This is a genomic window from Pseudomonadota bacterium (assembly GCA_039714795.1).
GTDB lineage: Bacteria > Pseudomonadota > Alphaproteobacteria > JAGOMX01 > JAGOMX01 > JBDLIP01.
The window spans coordinates 1-22,645 of sequence record JBDLIP010000014.1 but is presented as its reverse complement, the minus strand read 5'-3'; the positions used below and the strand labels follow the sequence as shown (position 1 = coordinate 22,645).

The 22,645-nt window shown below is 44.1% G+C and carries 15 protein-coding genes; 10 read left to right on the top strand and 5 right to left on the bottom strand.

Features of this window, described 5'->3' with window-relative positions:
* Positions 1-92: 92 nt before the first annotated feature.
* The gene (locus ABFQ95_02235; GenBank protein ID MEN8236358.1) at positions 93-719 is read left to right on the top strand and encodes a hypothetical protein; all 627 of its coding nucleotides are present in this window, start codon (positions 93-95) and stop codon (positions 717-719) included.
* A 347-nt stretch (positions 720-1,066) separates the two neighbouring features.
* Here ABFQ95_02235 and pbpC read toward each other — a convergent pair whose 3' ends face one another.
* Positions 1,067-3,073, bottom strand: coding sequence for a penicillin-binding protein 1C (pbpC, locus tag ABFQ95_02230; protein MEN8236357.1), 2,007 nt, complete (start codon positions 3,071-3,073; stop codon positions 1,067-1,069).
* Between the two features lie 73 nt (positions 3,074-3,146).
* Positions 3,147-8,363: an alpha-2-macroglobulin gene (locus ABFQ95_02225; GenBank protein MEN8236356.1), complete on the bottom strand. Its 5,217-nt coding sequence runs from the start codon at positions 8,361-8,363 to the stop codon at positions 3,147-3,149.
* Between the two features lie 69 nt (positions 8,364-8,432).
* Here ABFQ95_02225 and ABFQ95_02220 point away from each other — a divergent pair, with 69 nt between their 5' ends.
* A complete protein-coding gene (locus ABFQ95_02220) occupies positions 8,433-9,011 on the top strand; it encodes an AAA family ATPase (GenBank protein ID MEN8236355.1) in 579 nt (192 codons plus the stop codon).
* Positions 9,012-9,071: 60 nt separating this feature from the next.
* On the opposite strand, the gene ABFQ95_02215 is transcribed toward ABFQ95_02220, so the two are convergent.
* Positions 9,072-10,031, bottom strand: a complete 960-nt coding sequence (locus ABFQ95_02215; GenBank protein ID MEN8236354.1) for a ribonucleotide-diphosphate reductase subunit beta — start codon at positions 10,029-10,031, stop codon at positions 9,072-9,074.
* Positions 10,032-10,052: 21 nt separating this feature from the next.
* Positions 10,053-11,882 (bottom strand): ribonucleoside-diphosphate reductase subunit alpha, encoded by a 1,830-nt coding sequence (locus ABFQ95_02210; protein ID MEN8236353.1) that lies wholly within the window; start codon positions 11,880-11,882, stop codon positions 10,053-10,055.
* A 507-nt stretch (positions 11,883-12,389) separates the two neighbouring features.
* Here ABFQ95_02210 and ABFQ95_02205 point away from each other — a divergent pair.
* The 8 genes from ABFQ95_02205 to ABFQ95_02170 all read left to right on the top strand — a co-directional run bounded on the left by ABFQ95_02205 (position 12,390) and on the right by ABFQ95_02170 (position 21,696).
* Positions 12,390-12,950: an acyloxyacyl hydrolase gene (locus ABFQ95_02205; protein ID MEN8236352.1), complete on the top strand. Its 561-nt coding sequence runs from the start codon at positions 12,390-12,392 to the stop codon at positions 12,948-12,950.
* Between the two features lie 9 nt (positions 12,951-12,959).
* Positions 12,960-13,937, top strand: a complete 978-nt coding sequence (locus ABFQ95_02200; protein ID MEN8236351.1) for an RluA family pseudouridine synthase — start codon at positions 12,960-12,962, stop codon at positions 13,935-13,937.
* A gap of 75 nt (positions 13,938-14,012) precedes the next feature.
* On the top strand, positions 14,013-14,867 hold the full coding sequence (locus ABFQ95_02195) for an RNA polymerase factor sigma-32 (GenBank protein ID MEN8236350.1): 855 nt from the start codon (positions 14,013-14,015) through the stop codon (positions 14,865-14,867).
* Positions 14,868-15,123: 256 nt separating this feature from the next.
* Complete coding sequence (gene ileS, locus ABFQ95_02190) at positions 15,124-17,946, top strand: isoleucine--tRNA ligase (protein MEN8236349.1); 2,823 nt, start codon at positions 15,124-15,126, stop codon at positions 17,944-17,946.
* A 10-nt stretch (positions 17,947-17,956) separates the two neighbouring features.
* Positions 17,957-18,430 carry a signal peptidase II gene (lspA, locus tag ABFQ95_02185; protein MEN8236348.1) on the top strand — a complete coding sequence of 158 codons (474 nt, stop codon included), beginning with the start codon at positions 17,957-17,959 and terminating at the stop codon, positions 18,428-18,430.
* Positions 18,431-18,467: 37 nt separating this feature from the next.
* Complete coding sequence (locus ABFQ95_02180; GenBank protein ID MEN8236347.1) at positions 18,468-19,019, top strand: DUF3035 domain-containing protein; 552 nt, start codon at positions 18,468-18,470, stop codon at positions 19,017-19,019.
* Complete coding sequence (locus tag ABFQ95_02175; protein ID MEN8236346.1) at positions 19,016-20,371, top strand: pitrilysin family protein; 1,356 nt, start codon at positions 19,016-19,018, stop codon at positions 20,369-20,371. Before ABFQ95_02180 ends, ABFQ95_02175 begins: the two co-directional genes overlap by 4 nt.
* Positions 20,372-20,373: 2 nt before the next feature.
* Complete coding sequence (locus ABFQ95_02170; GenBank protein ID MEN8236345.1) at positions 20,374-21,696, top strand: pitrilysin family protein; 1,323 nt, start codon at positions 20,374-20,376, stop codon at positions 21,694-21,696.
* 565 nt (positions 21,697-22,261) lie between these two features.
* Here ABFQ95_02170 and ABFQ95_02165 read toward each other — a convergent pair.
* Positions 22,262-22,573 (bottom strand): hypothetical protein, encoded by a 312-nt coding sequence (locus ABFQ95_02165; protein ID MEN8236344.1) that lies wholly within the window; start codon positions 22,571-22,573, stop codon positions 22,262-22,264.
* Between the last annotated feature and the right edge of the window lie 72 nt (positions 22,574-22,645).

The window sequence follows — 22,645 nt, the reverse complement described above, 5'->3', positions numbered from 1 at the left end:
TGTTTAGAATTGTAAAAACATATTTCCTATAAAAATCGGCAATTTGTGACAACTTTTATCGAATATAATCTTTTCCCACAGAATCCGTTATAATGAGAGTTTTTAAGCCAGAGAATGAAATTAATGAGAGAGGTATTGTTTCTGATACAACTAAAAAATTTGGTACAAGGGGAGACGCACAAAGGTTCATTACCTTAAAGGATAACACAAAATGGGTTGGCAGTAAGGATGGTCTGCAACGCTTTCTGGGAGCTTTATACCTTAAGAAGGCAATAAATAATCATAGACCTGAAAATACAAGTGTTAGTAAATTTCGAGCTGTTGAAACAAAGTTTATGATAAAAGGGCAGCCAAAAAACATTACAATAAAAATTAAGAAGTCTAAAGATAACCCATTGAAAAATATTTTTACGATTAATTCCGATAATTTTATTTCATTTTCACGGTTTGTCGGGGACCACAAGCCAACAGATGCTGACCTTTTGCGTTTAGGTGTTGATTTTTCTGGAAAATACGCTCTTACATATACCAATGGTTACTCTGATTTCGTACAAAATACCAATTTAAGAATCGCAAGCAAAGACAATAAAGTAACTGTTATAGACACTGAGTATTCTAGTTTTCGGAATATAAATAATAAAGTTAAGGCGCCATCTCAAAAGACAGAATCAGAAATAGGGGGTAGCACGTTTACCTTTCCAGTAACTGATTTTAAATAGATTTTGAGTCAGGCTTTAGATAAGATTCTGTTTAAAATAAGGAATTAGCGCATATTTACTTGATTTGTAAACAGCCGCAACCCTGTAAACGGGGACGGTTACCTGCCCCCAGTTTACTCGATCAAAACAATGCAGCAATGCGCCCGCGATAGTTATTAAATTCAAACTCAGGTTAAACCAAGCGTAACCATTCAGCTCATGCGGCCATCATCCTGGACGTTGCATTTGGAATTCATGGCCGTAAGCCAAATGCAACGTCCAGGACGACGGCTGAGGAGGTTGTAACCTCGATTTGCACCATCCTCAAATTCCTCCCTTATCCAAAACTCATGCTTATTAGCAAGAGTTCACCACCCGGCTTGTATCTCCACTTCCACTTTGGCCTGATACCCTGCAGCATCAATGGCCACCAACGAATAAAACCCAATGCTTGGTGGCACCCACAATATCCGGTGGCGCTCTTTAACCAGGCCAGTTGTACAACCATTAATCAACCAGGTAACTTCACCCTTCTGACCTTGAACTACTAGAGAAACTGGGTGAAACTCTCCCAATTCATTTCTTGTGGGTTGCAAAACTGTGCCGTTAACTGGAAATTGGATTGTTAGCGACTCAGGCATATGGTGCACGCTCAATTGAGATTGCACAACATGAGATTTTAACTGATAGGGAGTGTGTATATCACTTGATGATTTGGCCACCACCGGGTGGCACACGCGCGTTGGTAACACTTGAAACACCTTGTTGATAATTGGAACCGCTGCACTCAAACCGGTGCTGCCCCGCAGCGAAGCATTATTTGGACAACCCATCCAAACACCTACGGTATAACCACTGCCGACACCTATGGCCCACGCATCTCGATGGCCATGGGAGGTACCTGTTTTCAACGCAAATTCACCTCGATGTCCTGCCGAAAGCGGAGAAAAGTGATCGCTTAAGGTCAGAATCGACCGTAAATGCTGCGCTGCTTGCCCACTTAACAGCTGGCTATGGAGGCCAAAAGCTACCTCATCACTATAGTGTAATGGCTTAACTTCGCCATGGTGACCGAGAGTTGAATAAAGCAACACCAATTCCTCTAAACTCATGCCCACACCACCCAAACTAATGGCCAAGTTGGGTGCAGCTCCTTGATACGGCATACGCAAACGCACTCCTGTTTGCTGCAGGTGCGAGACAAAATGTAGAGGGCCTACAGTATTTAGTACTGTTACAGCCGGAATATTCAAAGATTTACGCAAAGCTTCAGCAACAGTTAGCTCACCATGAAAACTATGGTCAAAATTACTGGGAGCGTAGGCTCCATATCTTTGCGGTAGATCTTTCAGGAGCGTTTGCGGGTGAATCAGACCTTGATCAAACCCCATGCCATAAACAAACGGTTTGAGGGTTGACCCAGGCGAGCGAATGGCTCGAATATAATCCATCTGACCGCAACTCATTTTTGACCAAAAGTTGCGCGATCCAACATACGCGCACACCTGCTGTGTTTGGTTGTCCAATACAAGAACGGCAATACTGGCACTAGATTTGGGGACAATGGCAGCGCGTACGATCTCTTTGACCGATTGCTGGATTTGCGCGTCGATAAAGCTGTGATGCTCAAACATTTTAGGATGCGCGAACCTCAAGCGTCTTGCTAAGTGGGGCACTCGTTTTGGAAAGGCAAATCGCCGTGTTGGAATCGACTGATTTTGTGCTTCTTGCATCTGGGACAAGGTCACAAGGTTATGTTGGTGCAACTTGCGCAACACCCTGTTGCGTAATTTCTGCAAGCGAAGTGGTGCTCTATCCGGTCGCAATTTCGTAGGAGCACGCGGCAGTGCCACTAACATCGCTGATTCTGCCGGTGTGAGCCGATTTGGTCTGTGCCCAAAATACGTTGTTGCGGCGGCCCAAACCCCAGTGATATTACCTCCATAGGGCGCAAGGGTCAGATACATTTCTAAAATTTGTGTCTTGGTGAAATGCCATTCCAATTGCCAGGCTCGAAACATCTCAATCACTTTCGAGGTCACTGTTCGAGGGCGTGGTTCCAGTAATCGCACCGTTTGCATGGTAAGTGTTGAGGCTCCAGAGATAACTTTGCGATTGCGTGCCAGCTGGTACAATGCTCGCAGCATCGATCCAAGGTCAACTCCCCAGTGCGACCAAAATCTTTTGTCTTCTATCAAGATAAGATGCTTAAGAAAATTAAGGTCTACCTGGTTGGCTTTAACTGGCAAACACCACAAATCTTGATTGGATGAGCAAGAAACATGTAGCGGCTCGCCCTCTTGATCATAAACAACCGTGGATCTCTCATTGAGTCGCTCCAGGTTTGGTGGGAACAGAGTGTTCAATACTGCCATAGTAACTATCAGACAGAGAACACAAAAACAGATTCCTATAAACGACTTTTGCAGTCGACCTGATCTCACAACACTAGCGCACCACTTGAACCTTATGTGCAAATCCTTGACCAAAAACGCTAGGAAGGTACATGTTTTCCACGCGACAAGCAGGATAGACAAATTGTCCAGGGGTTACAGCGCGCACCAGATAAACCACTGTAAAGTCCTGCCGAGTTGACAGCTGCATCACAGCTACAAACCGATCATCTCGTGCCTCAAAGTATGTAAGTGATGAAAGCCTATCCCCAAGCCAACTTAAAGAAGGACCAAAATCTCCCCCCTTCACAATTGCGTTTTCAATCTCAAAACCAGCTGGTAGATAATCCACTATTAAAGTATGTGGAGCATTCGTGGCTTGCAATTCACCTGTCAGACGGACAACATAGAGTTCTCCCTGTTTATACTGATGCTTGGCAACTTTCTCGCCAGCCAATGTTAAAATTTCGCGGCTTATACTCAAACCATTTGCAACTTTCTTCTTAATCGGTTTGGGGTGCACGTGCATCGTCATCGTGACCCAAGCCCCTTGCGCACCATGATTGGTAACATATAAGTCATTAGACACATCTGCTACTTTTACAGGCAGTGGTTGATTTCGCAATCGCACATCGAGAGCTTCCCCATCTTGAGATAACGCATTTCCCACGCGAAGCAACCAAGCTTTTTCGTAAGTGCTCAGATACTCTAAGGAATTGCTCACGTCAACCAATTGGGCCACCAATTCAGGAAGCTTGGGATCATCCTGAGTCGTCTCACTCATCAATGTTGTCAAACGGGCGAGATCGCAGAATTGAGCAGGGCCAAAGTCATTATCTCCCAAAACATCTATTTGTATGGGGCTGGATTGTAACAAAGTTCGTGCTTTTTCAAACCAGTGATGCGCCTGTTTGAAATCACCATAATAGGCAAAGCTCGCCCCCATAAAGGCCGCACTACTTGGGTTTTGCAAAAGATTGCGATGAAAGCTTCCAAAATAGCGCAGTTTGGAAAAATCACCTTGGCGGCTTTTGGCCAGCAAATAGTGGTAATAAGCATGATAAGTGGCTGATTCTTCTGAACGTGGTGAGCGACTTAGTTGCTGTTTGAACCAGCGTATCATTGCCTTAAAGGACACTTCAGGCAATGCAAAGCCCTGTTGTTTGGCTTGCAAGAGCATATCAGAGCTATAGGCCGTCAGCCAAAGCTCACTGTTGTGATAAGACGACCACATGCCAAAACTACCATCGATTCTTTGATACGAAAAAATTCTACGTATCGCCTGTTGCACAGCTTTTCGATCACGGGTTTGTTTCGCCCCAGATTTTAATCGTAAGCTTGCCAGAAAGGCCAGAGCCCGACTCGTTGTTTGCTCGAGGCACCGATAAGGGTAATCCCTCAAGCCTTGGATCAGATCAAACCGTGCAAAAAACGGATTGGCCCCTGCTTGCAAGTGCACATTTGTCATGTTCGGCTTGATCGAAAAGGTTGTTGTTTCTCCTGGTTGCAGGTAGCGATTCACTTTTTTGGTGACTGGAACCGCAGCATGCCTGATACCGATTTCAAAGTGGCGCTGAATCTCTTGACCATCGGGAGCCGTTAACGTGAGCAGCAGCTTACCCACTCCCATTTGTGATGCTTTGATCTGGATGGGTTTTTGCAACTGTTGCTTGCGCTCGAGTTCAAACTCAAAATTTAATGACTCTAATTCAGCAAACGCTTCCGCAAAATCCACTTTCAATTTGTAAGCGCCTGGCGCGCCTTCCTGATTCAGTAACTGAACCATAAGATCTGCCTCATCACCCTTGGCGAGGAATCGCGGAACCGTCACCTGAACCACCACATCATCATGGACTTTGATTGGTTTGGAGACGGATCCCATCTGGGTTTTGTTCCAGGCAACCGCCATCACTTTTAAGCGTCCGGCAAACTCTGGAATCTGCAATGGTACCCGCGCCATGCCTTGAGCATCTGCTTGCACAAGCCCTGAAAACAGACTGACGATTTTCGTTGATTTGATCGGCAGCTCTGCCAGAGATCGGCTTATGGTCTCACCTCCGTCTCCGCCAACACGAAATGATCCAGGTTTGGTATTGTCCGGATTGATCAGTTGGCCATAGACATCGCGAATTTGATATGCCAAGGCCTTCTGAGAGAAGTAATACTTTAGAGGGTCTGGGGGTGCAAAGTTGGTGAGCTGGAGCACGCCGTCATCCACAGCAATTACAGTCAAATAAGTAGGTTCTTTAATTCCTGAAAGCTTGACCTCTGACTCAAGCGTTTTATTTGGATGGGACTTTTCAGGAACGATCAACTCTATTGGTAGATGTGCATCACTTGTATCAAAATCAAGCCAATGCAAACCGATGGCACGATCTGCTTTTTGCTTACGCTTGGCATCAAAGGGACGAAACACGGTGGCATACAGATAGGTTCCTGCACCATTTGCCAAATTCTGGGGCAATGGAAACGTAAAGGCTTTGCCCTTTTTTAATATTGCGCCAGTATAAACGGGATGCATGCGTTGTCCTGCCGTGTATATAACCAATTGTCCTGCATAAGGTGGTTTGACAAACACCTCAACTTTATCACCAGGTTTGTAGGACTTTTTATCTGTAGTCAGATCAATTTTATCTGGACGTTTACCTGTAAAATCACTTCCCCAACCAGCACGAAAACGAATGCTGGAAGCAACGTTTGCATCTAAATCATAAACCTCTAGACGATAACGACCACCCTTGACCTGTGCTTTTAGACTGGCCGGCTTCTTTGCATGCAGCCTTATATTACCCTCTGCTATAACTTCGTCTGTAACAATGGCTTCATACTTCCAACGAGCTCCTTCTTTAAACCAAGCGTATTCCACATTTTCCCGGTAAAGCTTATAAGCAGCCTGAGGCACGTTTTGCAATATTCCTTTTGCATTAACTGCAATGACTGAAAATCTAGCCATGCCTCGATATGGTGCCACTTTGTCTTTAAACTGCGGTGCAATTCCTATAGCAAATTTTTGATGCCAAAAGGGAATTGATTGCTTAACTGTGCGCGGCCTTCCACTGATTTCATGCACGGTAACACCAGCGTGCACTTCCAAAATATGGGTTGTCTCTGGCGCGGAAGGCAACTCTGTGTTCAATTGAACCTTTCCGTTAGTATCCGTTTTTGACTTTAAAAGAGCGATACGCTTGGACTGCCAAGATTTTTCTTCTAGGCCAAAGCAATAGGCTTTCCACTGGGTAAACGGTTGTTTTGCTTGTCTAAGATTCAAACTTCCCTCGACTTTAAGGGACTGTGCTGGAGCTCCAAATAAGTAAGATGCTTCAACACCAAGTTGCATTTTCGAATGCGGCGTTAAAAGTTTTTTATCATTTTTGAGTTTAACCTCAATTTGCGGTGGCACAAAATCGTTAAGCTTAAATTCAAATCGCCCGATAGGTGCTGAATTCACGTCTACATAAGCCAAAATGGTCCACTCTCCTGTTCGACTCGTTGGGGAAGTGGGAATTTTTAATTTGTGTGCACCCGCCCCTTCATCAGCAACAATTTTACGCAGAACTTCTACACCATCTGGTCGCTTAACCTTAAAGACAATGGGCACATTTGATATGGCTTGTCCTTTTTGATCGCGCAGAAGAGCTACAACATTGACCTCTTCGCCAGGGCGATACAGATCCCTTTCCGCATAAAGAAAAGCATCAGGACCTTTTGTCAGGACACGTCCTTTGTCTCCTCGATCTGTCATATCGTGCGCACTTGTATTCAAATTCAACAAACTAAAATCGCTGGCATCTGATGTAACGGCTTGAATGAACAAGGGGCTGTTCCCCCCTATGCCTGCAATCAAGGAAGGTTCAAAACGTGCATAACCATTGCGATCTGTGGTTTGTTTTTGCAAGATTCGGTTATTTCTAGCAACCAGGCTAACAACAACACCGCGGCGCGGGGTAGCCGATTGCAGGGAACGCACTAAAATATGCAGGCCATCTGGGCCTGTAATTGTGCTCAAACCAAGGTCACTGATTACAAACCATTGAGTGGCTTTGGGTGTATTCCATCGTTCTTGCTCGCCTTCATCCTGTGTAGCTTGCACCACGTATAAACCCGGTTTCAGGTCTGATTTGAGCATTTGTTCAAGTGGTAAACCAGTGGTGACAGGATAATTTGCTTTTTGGACAATCTCAAAGGTACCTTGCCAAAGTCTTTCGGCTTCTTGAGTTTTTAGTTTTTTTCGATCCCACCGATCGATTTGACTTAAAAATTTGCCTGAGTTGAGTGCTTGGCTAAGGTTGCGATTGGGCACAGAAAAGACCTGAACCTTTACTTTGTCCACATTGATGGTTGTCAGCGGTAAAATTTTAGGTCCCTTTTGTGGCAAAACATAACCATGTTCTCGAAAGGCAACCATCGATTGGCGATCTGGGATGTAAGCAGCTAATGTTTCAGTGGTTTGCAGTTTTAAATCACGAATTCCAGGCAATCCAGGTTTTAAGGTAATCTCGTAACTTTTCCCAAACTCAAGTCCTTGCAAGCAAAACTCAGCCCCTTGAACACTGACTCCTAGATCTTTTACATTAGGTGTGACTTCAATGAAATCTTTCATATTGTTTGCATGCCGGTTGAGAGGGTGAGTCCACTTGATACAAACTTGCCCCGTTGCTGTTTTCTCTTTGACCGTCATTTCATAAGGAGCCAATATATTGGGGTATGTGGCAATGGCTTCGCGTAATTTCTCCTGAATTTTTGACTTAGCTAGAATTTTAGTGGCTCGGTTCTTAAGCTGTTTATCGGCAAAGACTTCGCCCACCAGCCATAAAACAACTGCCTTTTCGTGAGGGGTTTTGGCAGCACTGTAAGCTTGAGTAGCGGCAAACACAAATTGTTGCTGATAAAGCGTTTTGACCCGCAAACTAGATGTTGGAGAATAAGCTTGCAAAGAGAGCGCATATAACAACCAGGTCTGATAATCATCATGACCATGCGTTAGGAGGGATTCCAGGCATTCATCAGTTTTGCTCCAGTTGTAAGTATGCTTATTCGCCAGTGCTTCACGAATCTTAAGCTGAGAACATATAATTTGGAGGTCTGAAAGATCAGAAGGGTTTGTTTTTTCAGCGTACTGTTTCTTCAGCTCTTGAAAAAAAACCGCTGCTTGTTGTTGCAACGCTGCATTGGGAAAATTTTTAAGATTAATTTTTGGGGAAGCTGTAGCACTGCCAGTAAATAAACCAACCGCAAAAACGATCAAAAAAGCTTTCAACAACAACTGTTTCATATTACTTAAACTCTACGCTTAAAAAATCACACAATTACTGATGTTAAGATAGGATAAAAGGATAATGCAATGCAACGGAAAAAAGCGCTTAAGCGTTACCTAAAAATAGATCTTCCCCAAAATCAATCTTTATTTTTATGGGGAGCACGTAAAACTGGAAAATCAACATTTCTAAAGAATAATTTTCAAGTAAGTCTTTATTATGATTTTTTAATACATAATAATTACTTAAATTATTCGATAAATCCTTCTGTATTACGAGAAGAGATTCAATATCATTTTGCTAAAGGTATCAATAAGCCTATTATTATTGATGAGGTTCAAAAAATTCCTGGAATACTTGATGAGGTTCACTGGATGATTGAGAATCTTGGAGTAAGCTTTATTCTTTGTGGATCAAGCCTGAGAAGGTTGAAGCACACAGGCGCAAACTTATTAGGTGGGCGCGCATGGCGGCAATTATTTTTTCCATTAGTCTATCCAGAATTTTCTAAACTTGATCTACTGCGTATTTTTAACAATGGCTTGATTCCCTCCTATTGGCCAGAAATTCTGACCGAAGTTCACCCCCTTTTTAGGGGGGATGCAAGGGTTGCAATTACGCAACGACAATCCGCAATTTTAATTGTCGTTGATGCGCAATTCTAATTGTCGCTGAACACGAGCTTTGCACGGCCTAATTTGTAGGGCTCTGCTAGGTGCAAACACCTAATCAAACGCACTCTCCCATGACCCTTGCGTTGCAGCTCGTGAATATTCAGTCGATCGATTTTCAAAGAAATTAGCATGCTCAACTGCATTTAACATGGCATCCAACCAAGGCAAAGGATTTTTTTGAATATGAAAAATTGGCTGCAGGCCCAGTTGGGTTAAGCGTAAATCCCCGATGTAGCGTATATAGTTTTTAATTTCATCAGCTGTAAGCCCTTGAATCGGACCAAGCTCAAAAGCAAGGTTAATAAAGGCATCTTCATGACGCACAATTGTGCGGCAAGCTTCGTAGAGATCTGACCTCAGCTCATCAGTCCATACTTCTGGAAATTCACCAATGAAGGTGCGAAACAACCGAATAATCGATTGTGTATGTAGGGTTTCATCACGAACCGACCACGAAACAATTTGTCCCATTCCCTTCATCTTATTAAAGCGAGGAAAATTCATCAAAATCGCAAAACTTGCAAACAATTGCAGGCCCTCAGTGAAGGCTCCAAAAACGGCTAAAGTTTTGGCAATATCACTTTTTGTATCGACCCCAAAGAGCTGCATATAGTCATACTTGTCTTTCATCTGCTTATAGTGCAAAAAAGCTGAGTATTCAGTTTCGGGCATGCCAATTGTATCCAACAAGTGCGAATAAGCTGCAATGTGAACGGTTTCAATGTTAGAAAAGGCTGCAAGCATCATCGCTACTTCTGTAGGCTTGAATACACGGGAATAGTGTTGCATGTAACAGTTGTTAACTTCAATATCCGCTTGTGTAAAAAAGCGAAATATTTGGGTGAGCAAATGATGCTCCTGGGCACTTAGTTTGTTATGCCAGTCCTGTACATCATCAGCTAAGGGAATTTCTTCCGGTAACCAGTGAATTTGTTGTTGAGTGAGCCAAGCATCATAACACCAAGGATAACGGAAAGGCTTGTAGACAGGATTTGCATCTAACAATGACATTAAAGTTTAAGCTCCTCTAAGTTACTGACAGGCTAAGCATTCTTCATAATTTATCTCGGGCTGTATCGCAACTGCATCGTTTGCAGCCACAACCCCTCTTTGCATATGGTTTGTTGCCACAACTTCAGCTCGTTGAATCGACTTTGAACGGCAATAATACATACTTTTTACCCCTCGTTGCCATGCTTGAAAATGAATTTGATGTAAATCACGCTTGTGGATATTAGAAGGCATAAATACATTCAAAGATTGAGCCTGAGAGATAAAGGGTGTACGATCTGCAGATAAGTCGATTAGCCAACGCTGATCAATTTCGAATGCCGTTTTAAATACAGCTTTTTCGTGATCAGACAAAAAGTCCAGATGCTGCACAGATCCTTCATTCACCGTAATCGAGGTCCAAGTTTCCTCATCATCTCTACCCTTTTCTTGCAACAACTTTTCAAGATGCTTGTTGTGTACACTATAGCTACCTGAAAGGGTTTTGTGATTATAGCTATTGGCTGCATAAGGTTCAATACCGGGCGATGTTTGACCGCAGATTGTGGAAATTGAAGCCGTGGGAGCAATTGCCGTAGTATTTGAAAAGCGTTTATTAAAGCCAAATTCGGCTGCATCCGGACAGGCTCCCTTTTCATCTGCCAACTTTTCTGACACAATCTGGGACTGCGCATCAATGTGCTTAAATATTTTTCTATTCCACGCTTTGGCAAGGGCTGACTCAATTGGGATTTCATTGGCCTGCAAAAAAGAGTGAAAACCCATCATACCAAGTCCCACGCTGCGCTCACGCATAGCTGCATAACGAGCTGAAGCCATCGTATCAGGAGCACGGGTGGTAAAATCATCCAATACATTGTCTAAAAATCGCAAAATATCTTCAATAAACAGAGGATCATCGCGCCATTCATTGAAGTATTCTAAATTCACAGATGACAGGCAGCATACAGCTGTACGCCGTTTTCCATGGTGATCAATACCAGTTGGAAGCGTAATCTCACTACACAAATTTGACATCTTAACAGCAAGACCTGCAAGCTTATGATGCTCTGGAATAGCTCGATTAACATTATCAATAAAGATGAAGTACGGCTCTCCAGTCTCGACTCGCGCTGTTAGAAGCCGAATCCACAAAGCACGTGCTGACAACATTCGTATGACTGAGCCATCCCGAGGACTGATCAAGGCCCATTCTTCATCGTTTTCAACTGCGCGCATAAATGCATCGGGAATTAAAACTCCATGGTGCAAATTTTGTGCTTTACGATTTGGATCCCCACCAGTGGGGCGACGAATTTCAATAAACTCTTCGATCTCGGGATGGCTTACCTGTAAATAAACGGCTGCATTACCGCGGCGCAGCGAACCCTGGCTAATTGCTAGAGTCAATGTGTCCATCACACGGATAAAGGGCATGATTCCAGAAGTGGTCCCATTGATAGATATCTTCTCCCCAATGGATCGCAAGTTCCCCCAGTAACTTCCAATACCACCACCTCGAGAAGCCAGCCACACATTTTCAGTCCAAATATCAACAATGCTAGCCAAGCTATCATCCGCCTCGTTTAAAAAGCATGAGATCGGCAATCCCCTATTGCTACCTCCATTACTCAACACTGGAGTTGCAGGCATAAACCACAAACGGCTGATGTAATCATAAATCCGCTGGGCATGAGCTTGATCCTCACCATAGTAGCTTGCCACCCGTGCAAAAGCATCTTGGTAACTCTCTCCAGGTAATAAATATCGATTTTCAAGGGTTGCCTTACTGAAACTGGTCAACAGCCGGTCACGTGAGCGATCCACATGAACTCGTTGTTTGCCTGATAATTGTACAACGTCTTTAAACATTGTCCTGCATCCCCTTAGCGCACTGACAGCACCCACAGTTCCATAACCCAAGCCGCAACATAATCAAATACTCCAATATTCTAATTTTTAAGACGAAATGATCTTCAAGAGCACAAACTTCCTTCCGGCAAACAGCCAACACCCAGGTTAAGCACCCAGGAAACCTACGCTTTTAGAATATGCTTCCGAATCGACACCGTCTGAATCTTTCCCAGATTATAAAGACATTTCCTCTGGGTCAAGAGGCTAAAAACGCATTCGATACAGAAATAGCTTGAAACTCAGAACGCATAAGGAAAAAAATATTTCTTCTTTCAGGACTCCCCAAGCCCCTTAATTTCTGGTAGAGTCAGGAGCATTTTAGTTGAATATACTCTTGCTAAATCAAAATGTTGAGGTTTATGGCGCACTCAAAGCGCGCTGTTTATATGAGTAAATGAGCACTTCGAGTACATCGGAAAACCAACAGTTTGATTCGGCTTCGGTATAATTATGAATTAGGGAGTTATGGTCATACCCAATCTATCTTACTGTGTAACTGCAGCTTTTTTTGCCCTTGTTATAGCGCCCACAGCACATAGTGAATCTTCTGATACTATCGAAGAAATCCGCGCGGGTCTGCTGTATCACGACATAAAAACCAATTTGGATCAACGCTATGAAAAGGGAGCAAATGTCAATGCAGAGCTTCTATTCACAATTCCAGATGATTCCATCCTTGACTACATTTGGTCACCGCGCCCCCACTTAGGCGTCAGCATCAACACCCAGGGGGGAACGAGCCAATTTTATGGAGGCCTTACCTGGCATTTCGCCATTTACTCCCCCATATTTCTCGAACTCTCCCTTGGAGGTGAACTCCACAACGGCCGCACTGCTGAAAAATCGTCCAAACGTCAAGCGCTAGGATCTCAAGGACTGTTCCGTGAAAGTGTAAGTCTGGGCGTTGAATTTTGCCAGAATCACACCCTTTCAGTCATGTTGGATCACGCTTCCAACGCTTCGCTCACCTCAAACAATCCAGGTCTGACAAGTCTTGGTTTGCGCTATGGGTATAAGTTTAGTTAAAAACAGCTGATGCCTGCCCATATTTTAAAAACGATTATCATTCCACAAGAGCTTGATCTGACCCGTTTAGACAAAGCCCTCACAACTCTTTGCCCAGAGCTCACTCGAACCCGCATCAAAAATTTGATTCTTGAGGGCCATGTTTCGACCAAAAACCAACCCACATTGGATCCTGCCAAGAAAGTGCATACAGATCAGACAATCCATCTCGAAATTCCAGAAGTAGAGGAAGGCGTCCTTGAACCGCAAGACATTCCTCTCAACATCGTTTATGAAGATGCCGATATCATTATCATCAACAAACCTGCCGGTATGGTGGTTCATCCTGCTCCAGGCAATCCAGACAACACCCTTGTAAACGCACTACTGTTCCACTGCGGGCAGGAATTGTCAGGTATTGGAGGCATTCGTCGTCCTGGCATTGTCCATCGCCTAGACAAAGAAACCAGCGGATTGTTGGTTGTTGCAAAAAATGATAACGCGCACCAGAATCTCTCTGAACAGCTGGCCAATCGCAGCCTGGGAAGAGAGTACGAAGCCCTTGTTTGGGGCATCCCTAAGCCTCTTGCTGGTGTCATTGAGGGAAATATCGGTAGACATCCCCGGAGCCGGCAAAAAATGACGGTGCTTCCCCACAGCGGTAAACCTGCCCGTACGCACTATGCCGTTAAGCAGATTTTTGGCATGCATGCCGCTCGAGTGAAATGTAAGCTGGAAACTGGCCGCACACATCAAATACGTGTGCACATGGCATCTATCGGTCACTCTGTGATTGGTGATCAAGTTTACGGACGTCTTCCACGCACAGCACCCTTGGAACTTAAAAGGGTTGCAGCGGAATTTGGCTCTACAAAAAATCGCCACGCGCTTCATGCCGCTGAACTGCACCTTATGCATCCAATTCAAAACAATGAGATGCATTTTCAAGCCAAGTCTCCTGCGGACATGACAAAGCTTATTAGCTTACTTGAAGAGTTTACTTCTTAATAATTTTTTTGTATAAATTATTAATAATAGGAGCGTATTATTATTAGTAAGAGATAATTGATTATTGGTGGATATATGCAGCAGAAATACACAGATTCTTTACCAAACTACCTGAGAGAAATGCATAAATTTCCTATGCTGGAAGCTGAAGAAGAATATCGTCTAGCCAAACTTTGGCAAGAGAAAAAGGACGAAAAGGCCGCAGAAAAATTAGTAAATAGCCACTTAAGGCTCGTTGCAAAAATCGCTGCTGGTTATCGTGGTTATGGCTTTCCCTTAAACGATCTCATCTCGGAAGGTGCAGTGGGAATCATGGAAGGTTTGAAACGCTTTGACCCTGAAAAAGGGGCGCGCTTTTCCACTTATGTTTCGTGGTGGATTCATGCCAGCCTAAAGGAATACGTGTTGAAATCCTGGTCACTTGTGCGCATGGGCACGACAGCTTCACAAAAAAAGCTCTTTTTTGGTCTGCGTAGAATGAGGAGACGCCTGGAACAGCTTGAAATAGACACTTCAGAAGAGGAAACATATACCATTATTGCTCGAGAACTTAATGTCCCTGAAAAAGATGCCCGAGAGATGGAACAACGTTTGTCAGGAGATTATTCATTGAACGCCCCTGTCTCCGATGAGCGCGGTGGCGAATGGCAAGACTGGCTTGAAGATGAAACCACCAACCAAGAAGTAGAAATAGCGGATGCACAGGAACGGGTAAAGCGTCGCGAGCTCCTTGATTACGCTCTCAGTTGTCTAAACCCTAGAGAACAACGCATCTTTTCTGAGCGACACCTGAAAGACAAACCGGTTACACTGTCCGTCATTGCTGAAGATTTTGGACTGTCCCGCGAACGTATCCGGCAAATTGAGATGCGATCAATGGAAAAAATTGCCCAAGCAGTCAAACGCAAAGCAGTGGAGATGCGGCTTTAGGGTAAAACAAAGGAATTCTCGCCTGACATTTTTCCACAGTATAACAATAAAAAACTGGATTCCATTTCCCCAACCAGCTCCTTCAGGTATAGGAATGGATGGCCGGGATGAAGGCTCGTGGGGGATGAAGCTTGGTTTGAATAACTTGACACGTTTGCACAAGTTCTAGAGCCTCAAGTTACTAGATAACATCCTTCAAGTATGCTTTACTGCCCCTTAAGCAATCATTATTCACTTTAGGATTGGCCCTAAGAACATGTCACGCGATTATAAAGATACCGTTTTTCTTCCTAAGTCTTCCTTTTCCATGCGGGCGAATTTGCCCAAGCGGGAGCCGGAAATTCTAAAGCATTGGCAAGAGACTCAGCTCTTTTCCAAAATGCGGGATTTGCGACAAAAGAATGAGAAGTTTATTCTGCACGATGGTCCTCCTTATGCCAATGGTCACATTCATTTTGGCACCGGTATGAACAAGGTTTTGAAAGACATCGTAAATCGCTGCCAGCATATGTTGGGAAAGCAGGTTATTTACGTTCCTGGTTGGGATTGTCATGGATTGCCTATTGAATGGAAGATTGAGGAAAAATATCGTAAGGCCAAGAAAAATAAGGACGAAGTGTCTATTCTAAAATTCCGGCAGGAATGCCGCACTTTTGCTGATCATTGGGTTAAAATTCAATCAGAAGAATTCCAACGTTTAGGAGTAATGGGTGAATGGGAAACACCTTATACTACTATGGTACCAGAGGCCGAGGCACAGATCGTTGAAGAACTCGGTAAATTTTTACTTGATGGGAGTCTTTACAGGGGCGAAAGACCCATAATGTGGTCGGTGGTTGAAAAAACGGCTTTGGCAGACGCTGAGGTAGAATACCACGATCGAACCTCGCCTTCTATTTATGTTCGCTTTCCGATCGCACAAACGTCCAACCCAATCCTAAAAGACACATCAATTGTTATTTGGACTACGACTCCATGGACACTGCCCGGTAATCGGGCTGTTGCTTACCACAAAGAGGTCATTTATGTGGTAGCTACCGTTGAAGCTGCAGGAGAAAATTCCCTGGCAAAGGTTGGCGAGAAACTGGTGTTTGCTCAAGAACTGATCGAGGATATGAGTGCCGCAACAGGGGTTAAGTTTAAAATTCTCGAAACCTTTCCAGGATCGCAACTGGAAGAGACCAGCTGCCGGCATCCTTTGTTCGATAAGGGTTATGATTTCACGGTTCCCCTATTACCAGGAAAGCATGTCACAACTGAGACAGGGACTGGTTTTGTGCACACGGCTCCTGGGCATGGCCAAGAAGATTTTGAGCTTGGTCGTGAATTTGACCTTGAGATTCCGCATACTCTTACAGATGATGGGCTTTTTGTTGATTCAATTCCCGAGTTTGCCGGCCAACACGTCTTCAAGGTTAACCCTAAGGTGGTTGAGTCTTTAGAGAATGTGGGAAGCTTACTCTACCATACTGAAATTCAGCACTCGTATCCGCACTCCTGGAGATCCAAGGCGCCTTTGATTTTTCGCACCACGCCGCAATGGTTTATCTCCATGGAAAGTCAAAATCTGCGTCAAAAAACCTTGGAGGCAATTTCTAAAATACGTTGGTTCCCAGCAAAGGGACAACGCCGGATTGAGTCCATGGTTCAGGATCGTCCAGACTGGTGTATCTCAAGGCAACGTGCTTGGGGCGTGCCTATCCCCGTCTTTGTGAATAGGCAAACGGGTCAACCGTTGCGAGATAAGGCCATACACGCTCGAATTGTTGAAGCTGTGCGAGAAAAAGGTTCTGATATTTGGTTTGCAGGGGATCCAAAGGCATTCTTAGCGCCCAAATATAACCCAGAAGATTATGACGTTGTTAAGGACATCGTTGATGTTTGGTTTGAATCTGGCTGTACCCATGTTTTTGTGCTTGAAAAACGTGAAACCCTAACCTGGCCGGCTGATTTATATCTAGAAGGGTCTGATCAACACCGCGGTTGGTTTCAATCTTCCCTGCTCGAGTCATGTGGCACCAGGGGAGAGGCCCCAGCTCAGGCGATCTTTACCCATGGCTATGTTCTAGATGGGCAAGGGCGTAAGATGTCGAAGTCACTTGGCAATGTTGTCTCACCAATAAAGATTGCTGATGAAATGGGAATTGAGATGCTCCGACTATGGGTTGTGGCTTCGGATTGTTCCCAAGATTTACGCCTTGGGCCCGAAGTTCTTAAGTATCAGCAAGATACCTATAGGCGTCTTCGCAATACATTTCGATATTTGATTGGGGGTCTTTCGGGTTTTACAGAACATGAGCGCGTATCTTATGAAGCCATGCCGGAGCTTGAACGCTGGGTGTTGCATCGCTTACATGAGATGGATCAGCTGATGCGAGATTCCATTGAAAATTATGAATTTCAAGCCTTTTTTTCGGCTTTGCATCATTTTTGCTCAGTTGATCTGTCGGCCTTTTATTTTGATGTCCGCAAGGATGTGCTTTACTGTGACGCACCCGACAATTCAACACGCAGAGCGATGCGTACAGTCTTTACGCATCTATTTGATTGTTTAGTGACTTGGCTGGCGCCCGTTTTATGCTTTACAGCTGAAGAAGCTTGGTGGGCTCGTTATGGTGATAAAAATAGCAGTGTGCACTTGCAAAAATTTCCTGATATTTCAAGTTCTTGGAAAGATGAGGATTTATCTGATAAATTTCAAAACTTAAGAGCAATTCGCAAAACGATGACCGAAGCGTTAGAGTTGGCTCGCGCTAGCGGTAAAATTGGTTCCAGCCTACAAGCACTTCTGGAAGTTTATGACCCAAATGAAACTGTGGATTACCGTATCGATTGGGCTGAGATGTCCATTGCTTCAACTGTTTTGCTGAAGTCAAGCTCTTCTCCTGAACATGCTTATCAAGGTTCGGATGGGAAAGGTATTGGCGTTGTTGTACAAGATGCAAGAGGACACAAGTGTAATCGATGTTGGAAGATACTGAGTGAAGTAGGGCTGCACCCTATCTATGAGGATTTGTGTCAACGGTGTCTAAAAATTGTGCAGAAAAGTTCTGCTTCTTTCAAAACTGTGGGCTCGTGAGAGGCGAGCAATGAAACCACCACGTCTAGGGTTGATTATTGCGTTTGTGATCTTAATAATGGATCAGGTCACAAAGTGGTTGGTGTTAGATGCCCTGTCTGATCTGAAACGGGTTGTTATCGTTCCTGGTTTTTTTGACTTTTCGCTGGCCTGGAATCGAGGCGTGAGCTTTAGTATGTTTAGCTCAAGTGCTGAATTTATGCCGTGGGTTCTATCTGGCATTGCCATATTGATCGTCTTAGGGCTATTATGGTGGCTTGCCAAAGTTGACACTCTCATGGTGAGTTGCGGAATTGGGATGATCATCGGTGGCGCAGTTGGAAATCTGATTGATCGACTGAGATTTGGAGCTGTGGTAGATTTTTTGGATTTTTATCTTGTAGGATACCACTGGCCAACGTTTAATATCGCTGATTGTGCAGTAACGGTTGGTGTGGGTTTGATTTTGCTGGATTCATGGCTTATGTCCAAGCAGTCAGCTTAGTTTTGGGTTATACGAGAGCAAAAGGAGTTGCAAAATAATGGTGCGTTTATCATTTTCTTTTATTTTTTTGAGTGCAAGTGTATTGGTTTTAACAGGGTGCGACAAAACTCGAGAAGCTTTAGGGCTTGAACGCAACACCCCGGATGAATTTACTGTGCAGCCAAGCCAGGGGCTGGTCGTGCCACCGAATATGAAAGAGTTGCCAACACCAAGTCCTGGGGCCCCGCGTCCACACGAGACTACACCAAAAGACCAAGCCCGTAACGCCATTATGTCGGGTGTTTCAAGAACTGTTGCTGTTGATACATCTGATAAATCCAAGGGTGAAATAGCCCTGCTGCAAAAGGCAGGAGCCCTTGAGGATCGTGATCCACAAATACGTGAAACGATTAATAGGGAAGCACGCGTCGACAGCGCACAACAAGATAGCTTTATCAAAGATATTCTTTCGGTTGACCGAAAGGAACCTGGAAAAGTTATTGATCCTCAGGAAGAGCATCAACGTTTGACTGGTAAAGAATTGCCCAGCGATACAGAAACCAGAAGTCAGAAATCAGATGTCAGCAAATCAGTTGAGGTTGCATCTTGATTTGGCGCATTGCTTTTAGCCTTTTTATATGTTGCTTTCTGCTCACAGATGAATTTGCGTGGGCAGAATCTAGAGGGGTATTTCACCCCAAGACGTTTACCCTTGAAAACGGGTTGCAGGTTGTGGTTATTACTAATCCTAGAGTTCCCATCGTCTCACAGACGATCTTTTACAAAGTAGGGGGTATGGACGATCCAGATGGAAAATCTGGCATGGCTCACTTCCTAGAACATCTGATGTTCGAAGGAGAATCTGCGGTTCCAGCCGGGAAATTCTCGGAAGTGATTTCTCGTTTGGGCGGCAATCAAAATGCGGCAACCTCGAGAGATTTGACCTATTACTATCAACATGTTCCCAAAACTCAGTTGGAGCGCGTAATACAGCTTGAAGCTGGCAGAATGTCCAAGCTGACAATCTCTCCAAAACATGTGGATGTTGAGCGCAAAGTGGTGCTGGAAGAGCGGCGCATGCGCATTGACAACAAGCCTGGAGCAATCCTCGGTGAAGCCACTATGAATACATTTTTCTGGCATCACCCTTATGGCCGGCCCGTCATTGGTTGGGAACATGAGATTGAAACATACACCCTAGAAGATGCACAGAATTTTTATCAAACTTGGTATGTGCCCAATAACGCAATTGCGGTTTATGCAGGAGATATTACGGTTGAAGAAGTCAGGCCCTTGGTACAAAAGCATTTCGGTAAGATTTCAAAAGGCGCATCCCTACCCAGGGTTAAAAATTTGCAAGAACCGCAACATAGAGGTGTGGCGCAACGTGTCGTCTTGCAAAGTCCCTTAGTGGAGCATGCAAAGTTCGAGCGTTTGTATCCAGCACCAAATCTTTTAACAGATGGCAAGAAACCATATGCAATCCAAGTTTTAAGTTTTATTTTAGGTGGAGGGGGTGCCACAAGCTACCTTTATAATGCACTCGTGCATGAACAAAAAATCGCCAGTTGGGTAGGGGTCGCTTATGATCCAGATTCCCGTGGTCCTTCGGTATTTTTAGTAGCGGCTCAACCAACTCCAGGCAACAAAATTAAAACATTAGAACGTGCAATCGATACGGTTTTGAGTGATTTCTTGTCTGGAGTATTGACAGAAAAAGACGTCAGTGATGCTAAACGGCGCATGTTGGCAGGCCTTGATTATGAAAAGGACCCAGCTTTTGCTGGAGCCAGAGAGATTGGATCAGTCTTGGCTATGGGTTTAACGATTGATGATGTTGAAATGTGGCCTGACCGCATTAAGGCAGTAACTCTGAAGCAAGTACAACAAGTGGCTCAGGAAATTTTAAAAAATCCTCAACATGTAACGGCTATCCTTTTGCCAACCAAGAAAGTGCAGTAAGCATGACACGGTTTTTAACTCTTTGTTTGTCACTCTTCATTTTTTCGTTTAAAGCTGATGCTTTTATCAAAGTGCAAGAAATAACAAGTCCGGGAGGCATCAAGGCTTGGTACACTTACGATTCCACAAGTCCTATTATTTCCATGAGCTTTAGCTTTGCTGGAGGCAGTTCCGTTGATCCCAAGGGCAAGTCAGGAACCGCCGAAATGTTATCAAGTATGTTGATGCAGGGTGCAGGTCCTATGGATAAAAAGGCATTGGTGGCCAAGATGCAGGACCTGGCTATAGGAATTGATTTCAACGCAGGCTTGGATTTTTTCTCAGGCACCCTGCAAACTATCCATGGCAATCGAGAGGAATCCTTTCAGTTGCTTGGCTTAATCCTGACTCAACCCAATCTTTCACTTCAAGCTCTTGAACATGTTCGGCGTTTGTTGTTGACTCACCTGTCGAATATCAAAAAAGATCCAAAAGCGCTAGCGCAACGCTCGTTAAGCAAAGCATTGTTTCCTGAGCATGTTTATGGACGTCCCACTTACGGAAATGAGGCATCTGTCCGCTCTCTAAAGCAAAAGGACATCAAATCATATTTGCAAAAATACCTGGTTAAGTCCGATCTTATTATTGGTATTACAGGTAAGATTAGCGTTACAGAAGCTGGAAGGCTGTTGGATATGGCGTTTGGAAAGTTACCTCAGGGAAAACCTGTGACTTCGGTTGCTAACACCAAGCCACAAAATTGGAAAGAGCCGATTTTGGTTGAGCAAGATATTCCTCAAAGCACGATTGTCTTTGCTCAAAAAGGGTGGCGTTATGGTCATAAAAATTTTGTTGCAGCTGATCTCCTTCTCTATATTTTAGGGGGCGGTATGACCTCACGGCTGATGGAAGAAATTCGCATCAAAAAGGGGTATGCGTACTATGTTGGATCGTGGATGAATCCGCGTGTGCACAGTGGTCTCGTTGCCGGGAATCTTGGCACATCGCATCTGCAAACCGGAGAGGCCATAGATTTATTGAAGTCTGAGTGGCGGCGTTTGCAAGAGCACGGAGTCACACAAAAAGAGTTTGAAAATGCCAAAAAGTATTTGATCAACTCATTTCCACTGCGTTTTCAAAGCTCTGCCGCTGTAGCGCGGTATCTGAAGGTGTACCAGATCTATCAGTTTGATGTGAATTACTTTCAAAAACGGCAAGAAATTATAGAAAACATTACCTTGAATGAGCTCAATGAGCTGGCAAAAATGCTTCTTAAGCCTGATCAGCTAGGCATTGTGGTTGTGGGTCGGCCTTTTGGAAAAGAAGGTAAAGTAAGCCAAGAATGAGATTAATAGGGATGGTTCTCTAATTGCACCTGAGTCAAGAACTTTTTTTTCCTGTTCGTATCACTATGATTTCGTCTATGGAGCACTGCATCAACAAAATTTTATTGACCTATTTTTCTACCTTCAAGTCATTTTTTATCTCCTTTTCAGCATTGGTCCTTTTATGTCGTTAGGTGGGATGGGAATAACATCCTCGCCTTTAGGCGAATACTTTAGTATTAATTAGAGTATGAAATATCGTCATGGTGCACATAGTCTATATGATTTGAAGTATCACTTGGTGTTTTGCACCAAGTACCGATATCGTATTTTGACTGGGGAAGTTGCTCAGCGTACACGTGTCCTAATTCGAGAAATCTGTACATCGAATTACGTAGATATAGTAAGTGGTAGCATGAGTCCAGATCATATACATCTCTTACTATCGGTTCCTCCAAGTTTGTCTTTGTCCAAGATAGTGCAATATATTAACCCAAGTTCAGTGATCGGTGCTGTGAAACCGTTGGCAAATAAGGGATCGTTTTTAAAAATTTGCCTCTCCAGTCACTACAGATTTTGCCCCCCTCTACATGACCGCCACCTTCCTTCCTCCAGGATGATGCGCCACGCCAAGTAAATTGTAGATTTTTCTATGCCACTGCGAAGGCTGGCTTGCCTGCCTGACATGGATAGTATGGCCGTTGTCTTTTTCCAGCATCGTTGTTAGGCGATATTGGCTCGCAAGGCTTGCACGGATTGAATTCCAGCTTAAGTTGATGCCTTTCTGCTTAAGCTGATAGCGAATGCTGTGGAGAATGTGATAAGCCAGCACAGTAATAAATAGGTGTCCATCAATTCGGTTGGTCTTTAATTGCGCTGCACCCCATGGACTGGACAAATTTTAGGACTTTTTAAGTGAGTTTTTGTCCACGGGTTCTAAAAAATTGATACCATGATCATTTCAATTAGT

Excerpts from the sequence above, each read along its gene's own strand:
- ABFQ95_02235 (MEN8236358.1), top strand. The coding sequence starts at position 93 with ATGAGAGTTTTTAAGCCAGAGAATGAAATTAATGAGAGAGGTATTGTT.
- pbpC (MEN8236357.1), bottom strand. The coding sequence starts at position 3,073 with ATGGCAGTATTGAACACTCTGTTCCCACCAAACCTGGAGCGACTCAAT.
- ABFQ95_02225 (MEN8236356.1), bottom strand. The coding sequence starts at position 8,363 with ATGAAACAGTTGTTGTTGAAAGCTTTTTTGATCGTTTTTGCGGTTGGT.
- ABFQ95_02220 (MEN8236355.1), top strand. The coding sequence starts at position 8,433 with ATGCAACGGAAAAAAGCGCTTAAGCGTTACCTAAAAATAGATCTTCCC.
- ABFQ95_02215 (MEN8236354.1), bottom strand. The coding sequence starts at position 10,031 with ATGTCATTGTTAGATGCAAATCCTGTCTACAAGCCTTTCCGTTATCCT.
- ABFQ95_02210 (MEN8236353.1), bottom strand. The coding sequence starts at position 11,882 with ATGTTTAAAGACGTTGTACAATTATCAGGCAAACAACGAGTTCATGTG.
- ABFQ95_02205 (MEN8236352.1), top strand. The coding sequence starts at position 12,390 with ATGGTCATACCCAATCTATCTTACTGTGTAACTGCAGCTTTTTTTGCC.
- ABFQ95_02200 (MEN8236351.1), top strand. The coding sequence starts at position 12,960 with ATGCCTGCCCATATTTTAAAAACGATTATCATTCCACAAGAGCTTGAT.
- ABFQ95_02195 (MEN8236350.1), top strand. The coding sequence starts at position 14,013 with ATGCAGCAGAAATACACAGATTCTTTACCAAACTACCTGAGAGAAATG.
- ileS (MEN8236349.1), top strand. The coding sequence starts at position 15,124 with ATGTCACGCGATTATAAAGATACCGTTTTTCTTCCTAAGTCTTCCTTT.
- lspA (MEN8236348.1), top strand. The coding sequence starts at position 17,957 with ATGAAACCACCACGTCTAGGGTTGATTATTGCGTTTGTGATCTTAATA.
- ABFQ95_02180 (MEN8236347.1), top strand. The coding sequence starts at position 18,468 with ATGGTGCGTTTATCATTTTCTTTTATTTTTTTGAGTGCAAGTGTATTG.
- ABFQ95_02170 (MEN8236345.1), top strand. The coding sequence starts at position 20,374 with ATGACACGGTTTTTAACTCTTTGTTTGTCACTCTTCATTTTTTCGTTT.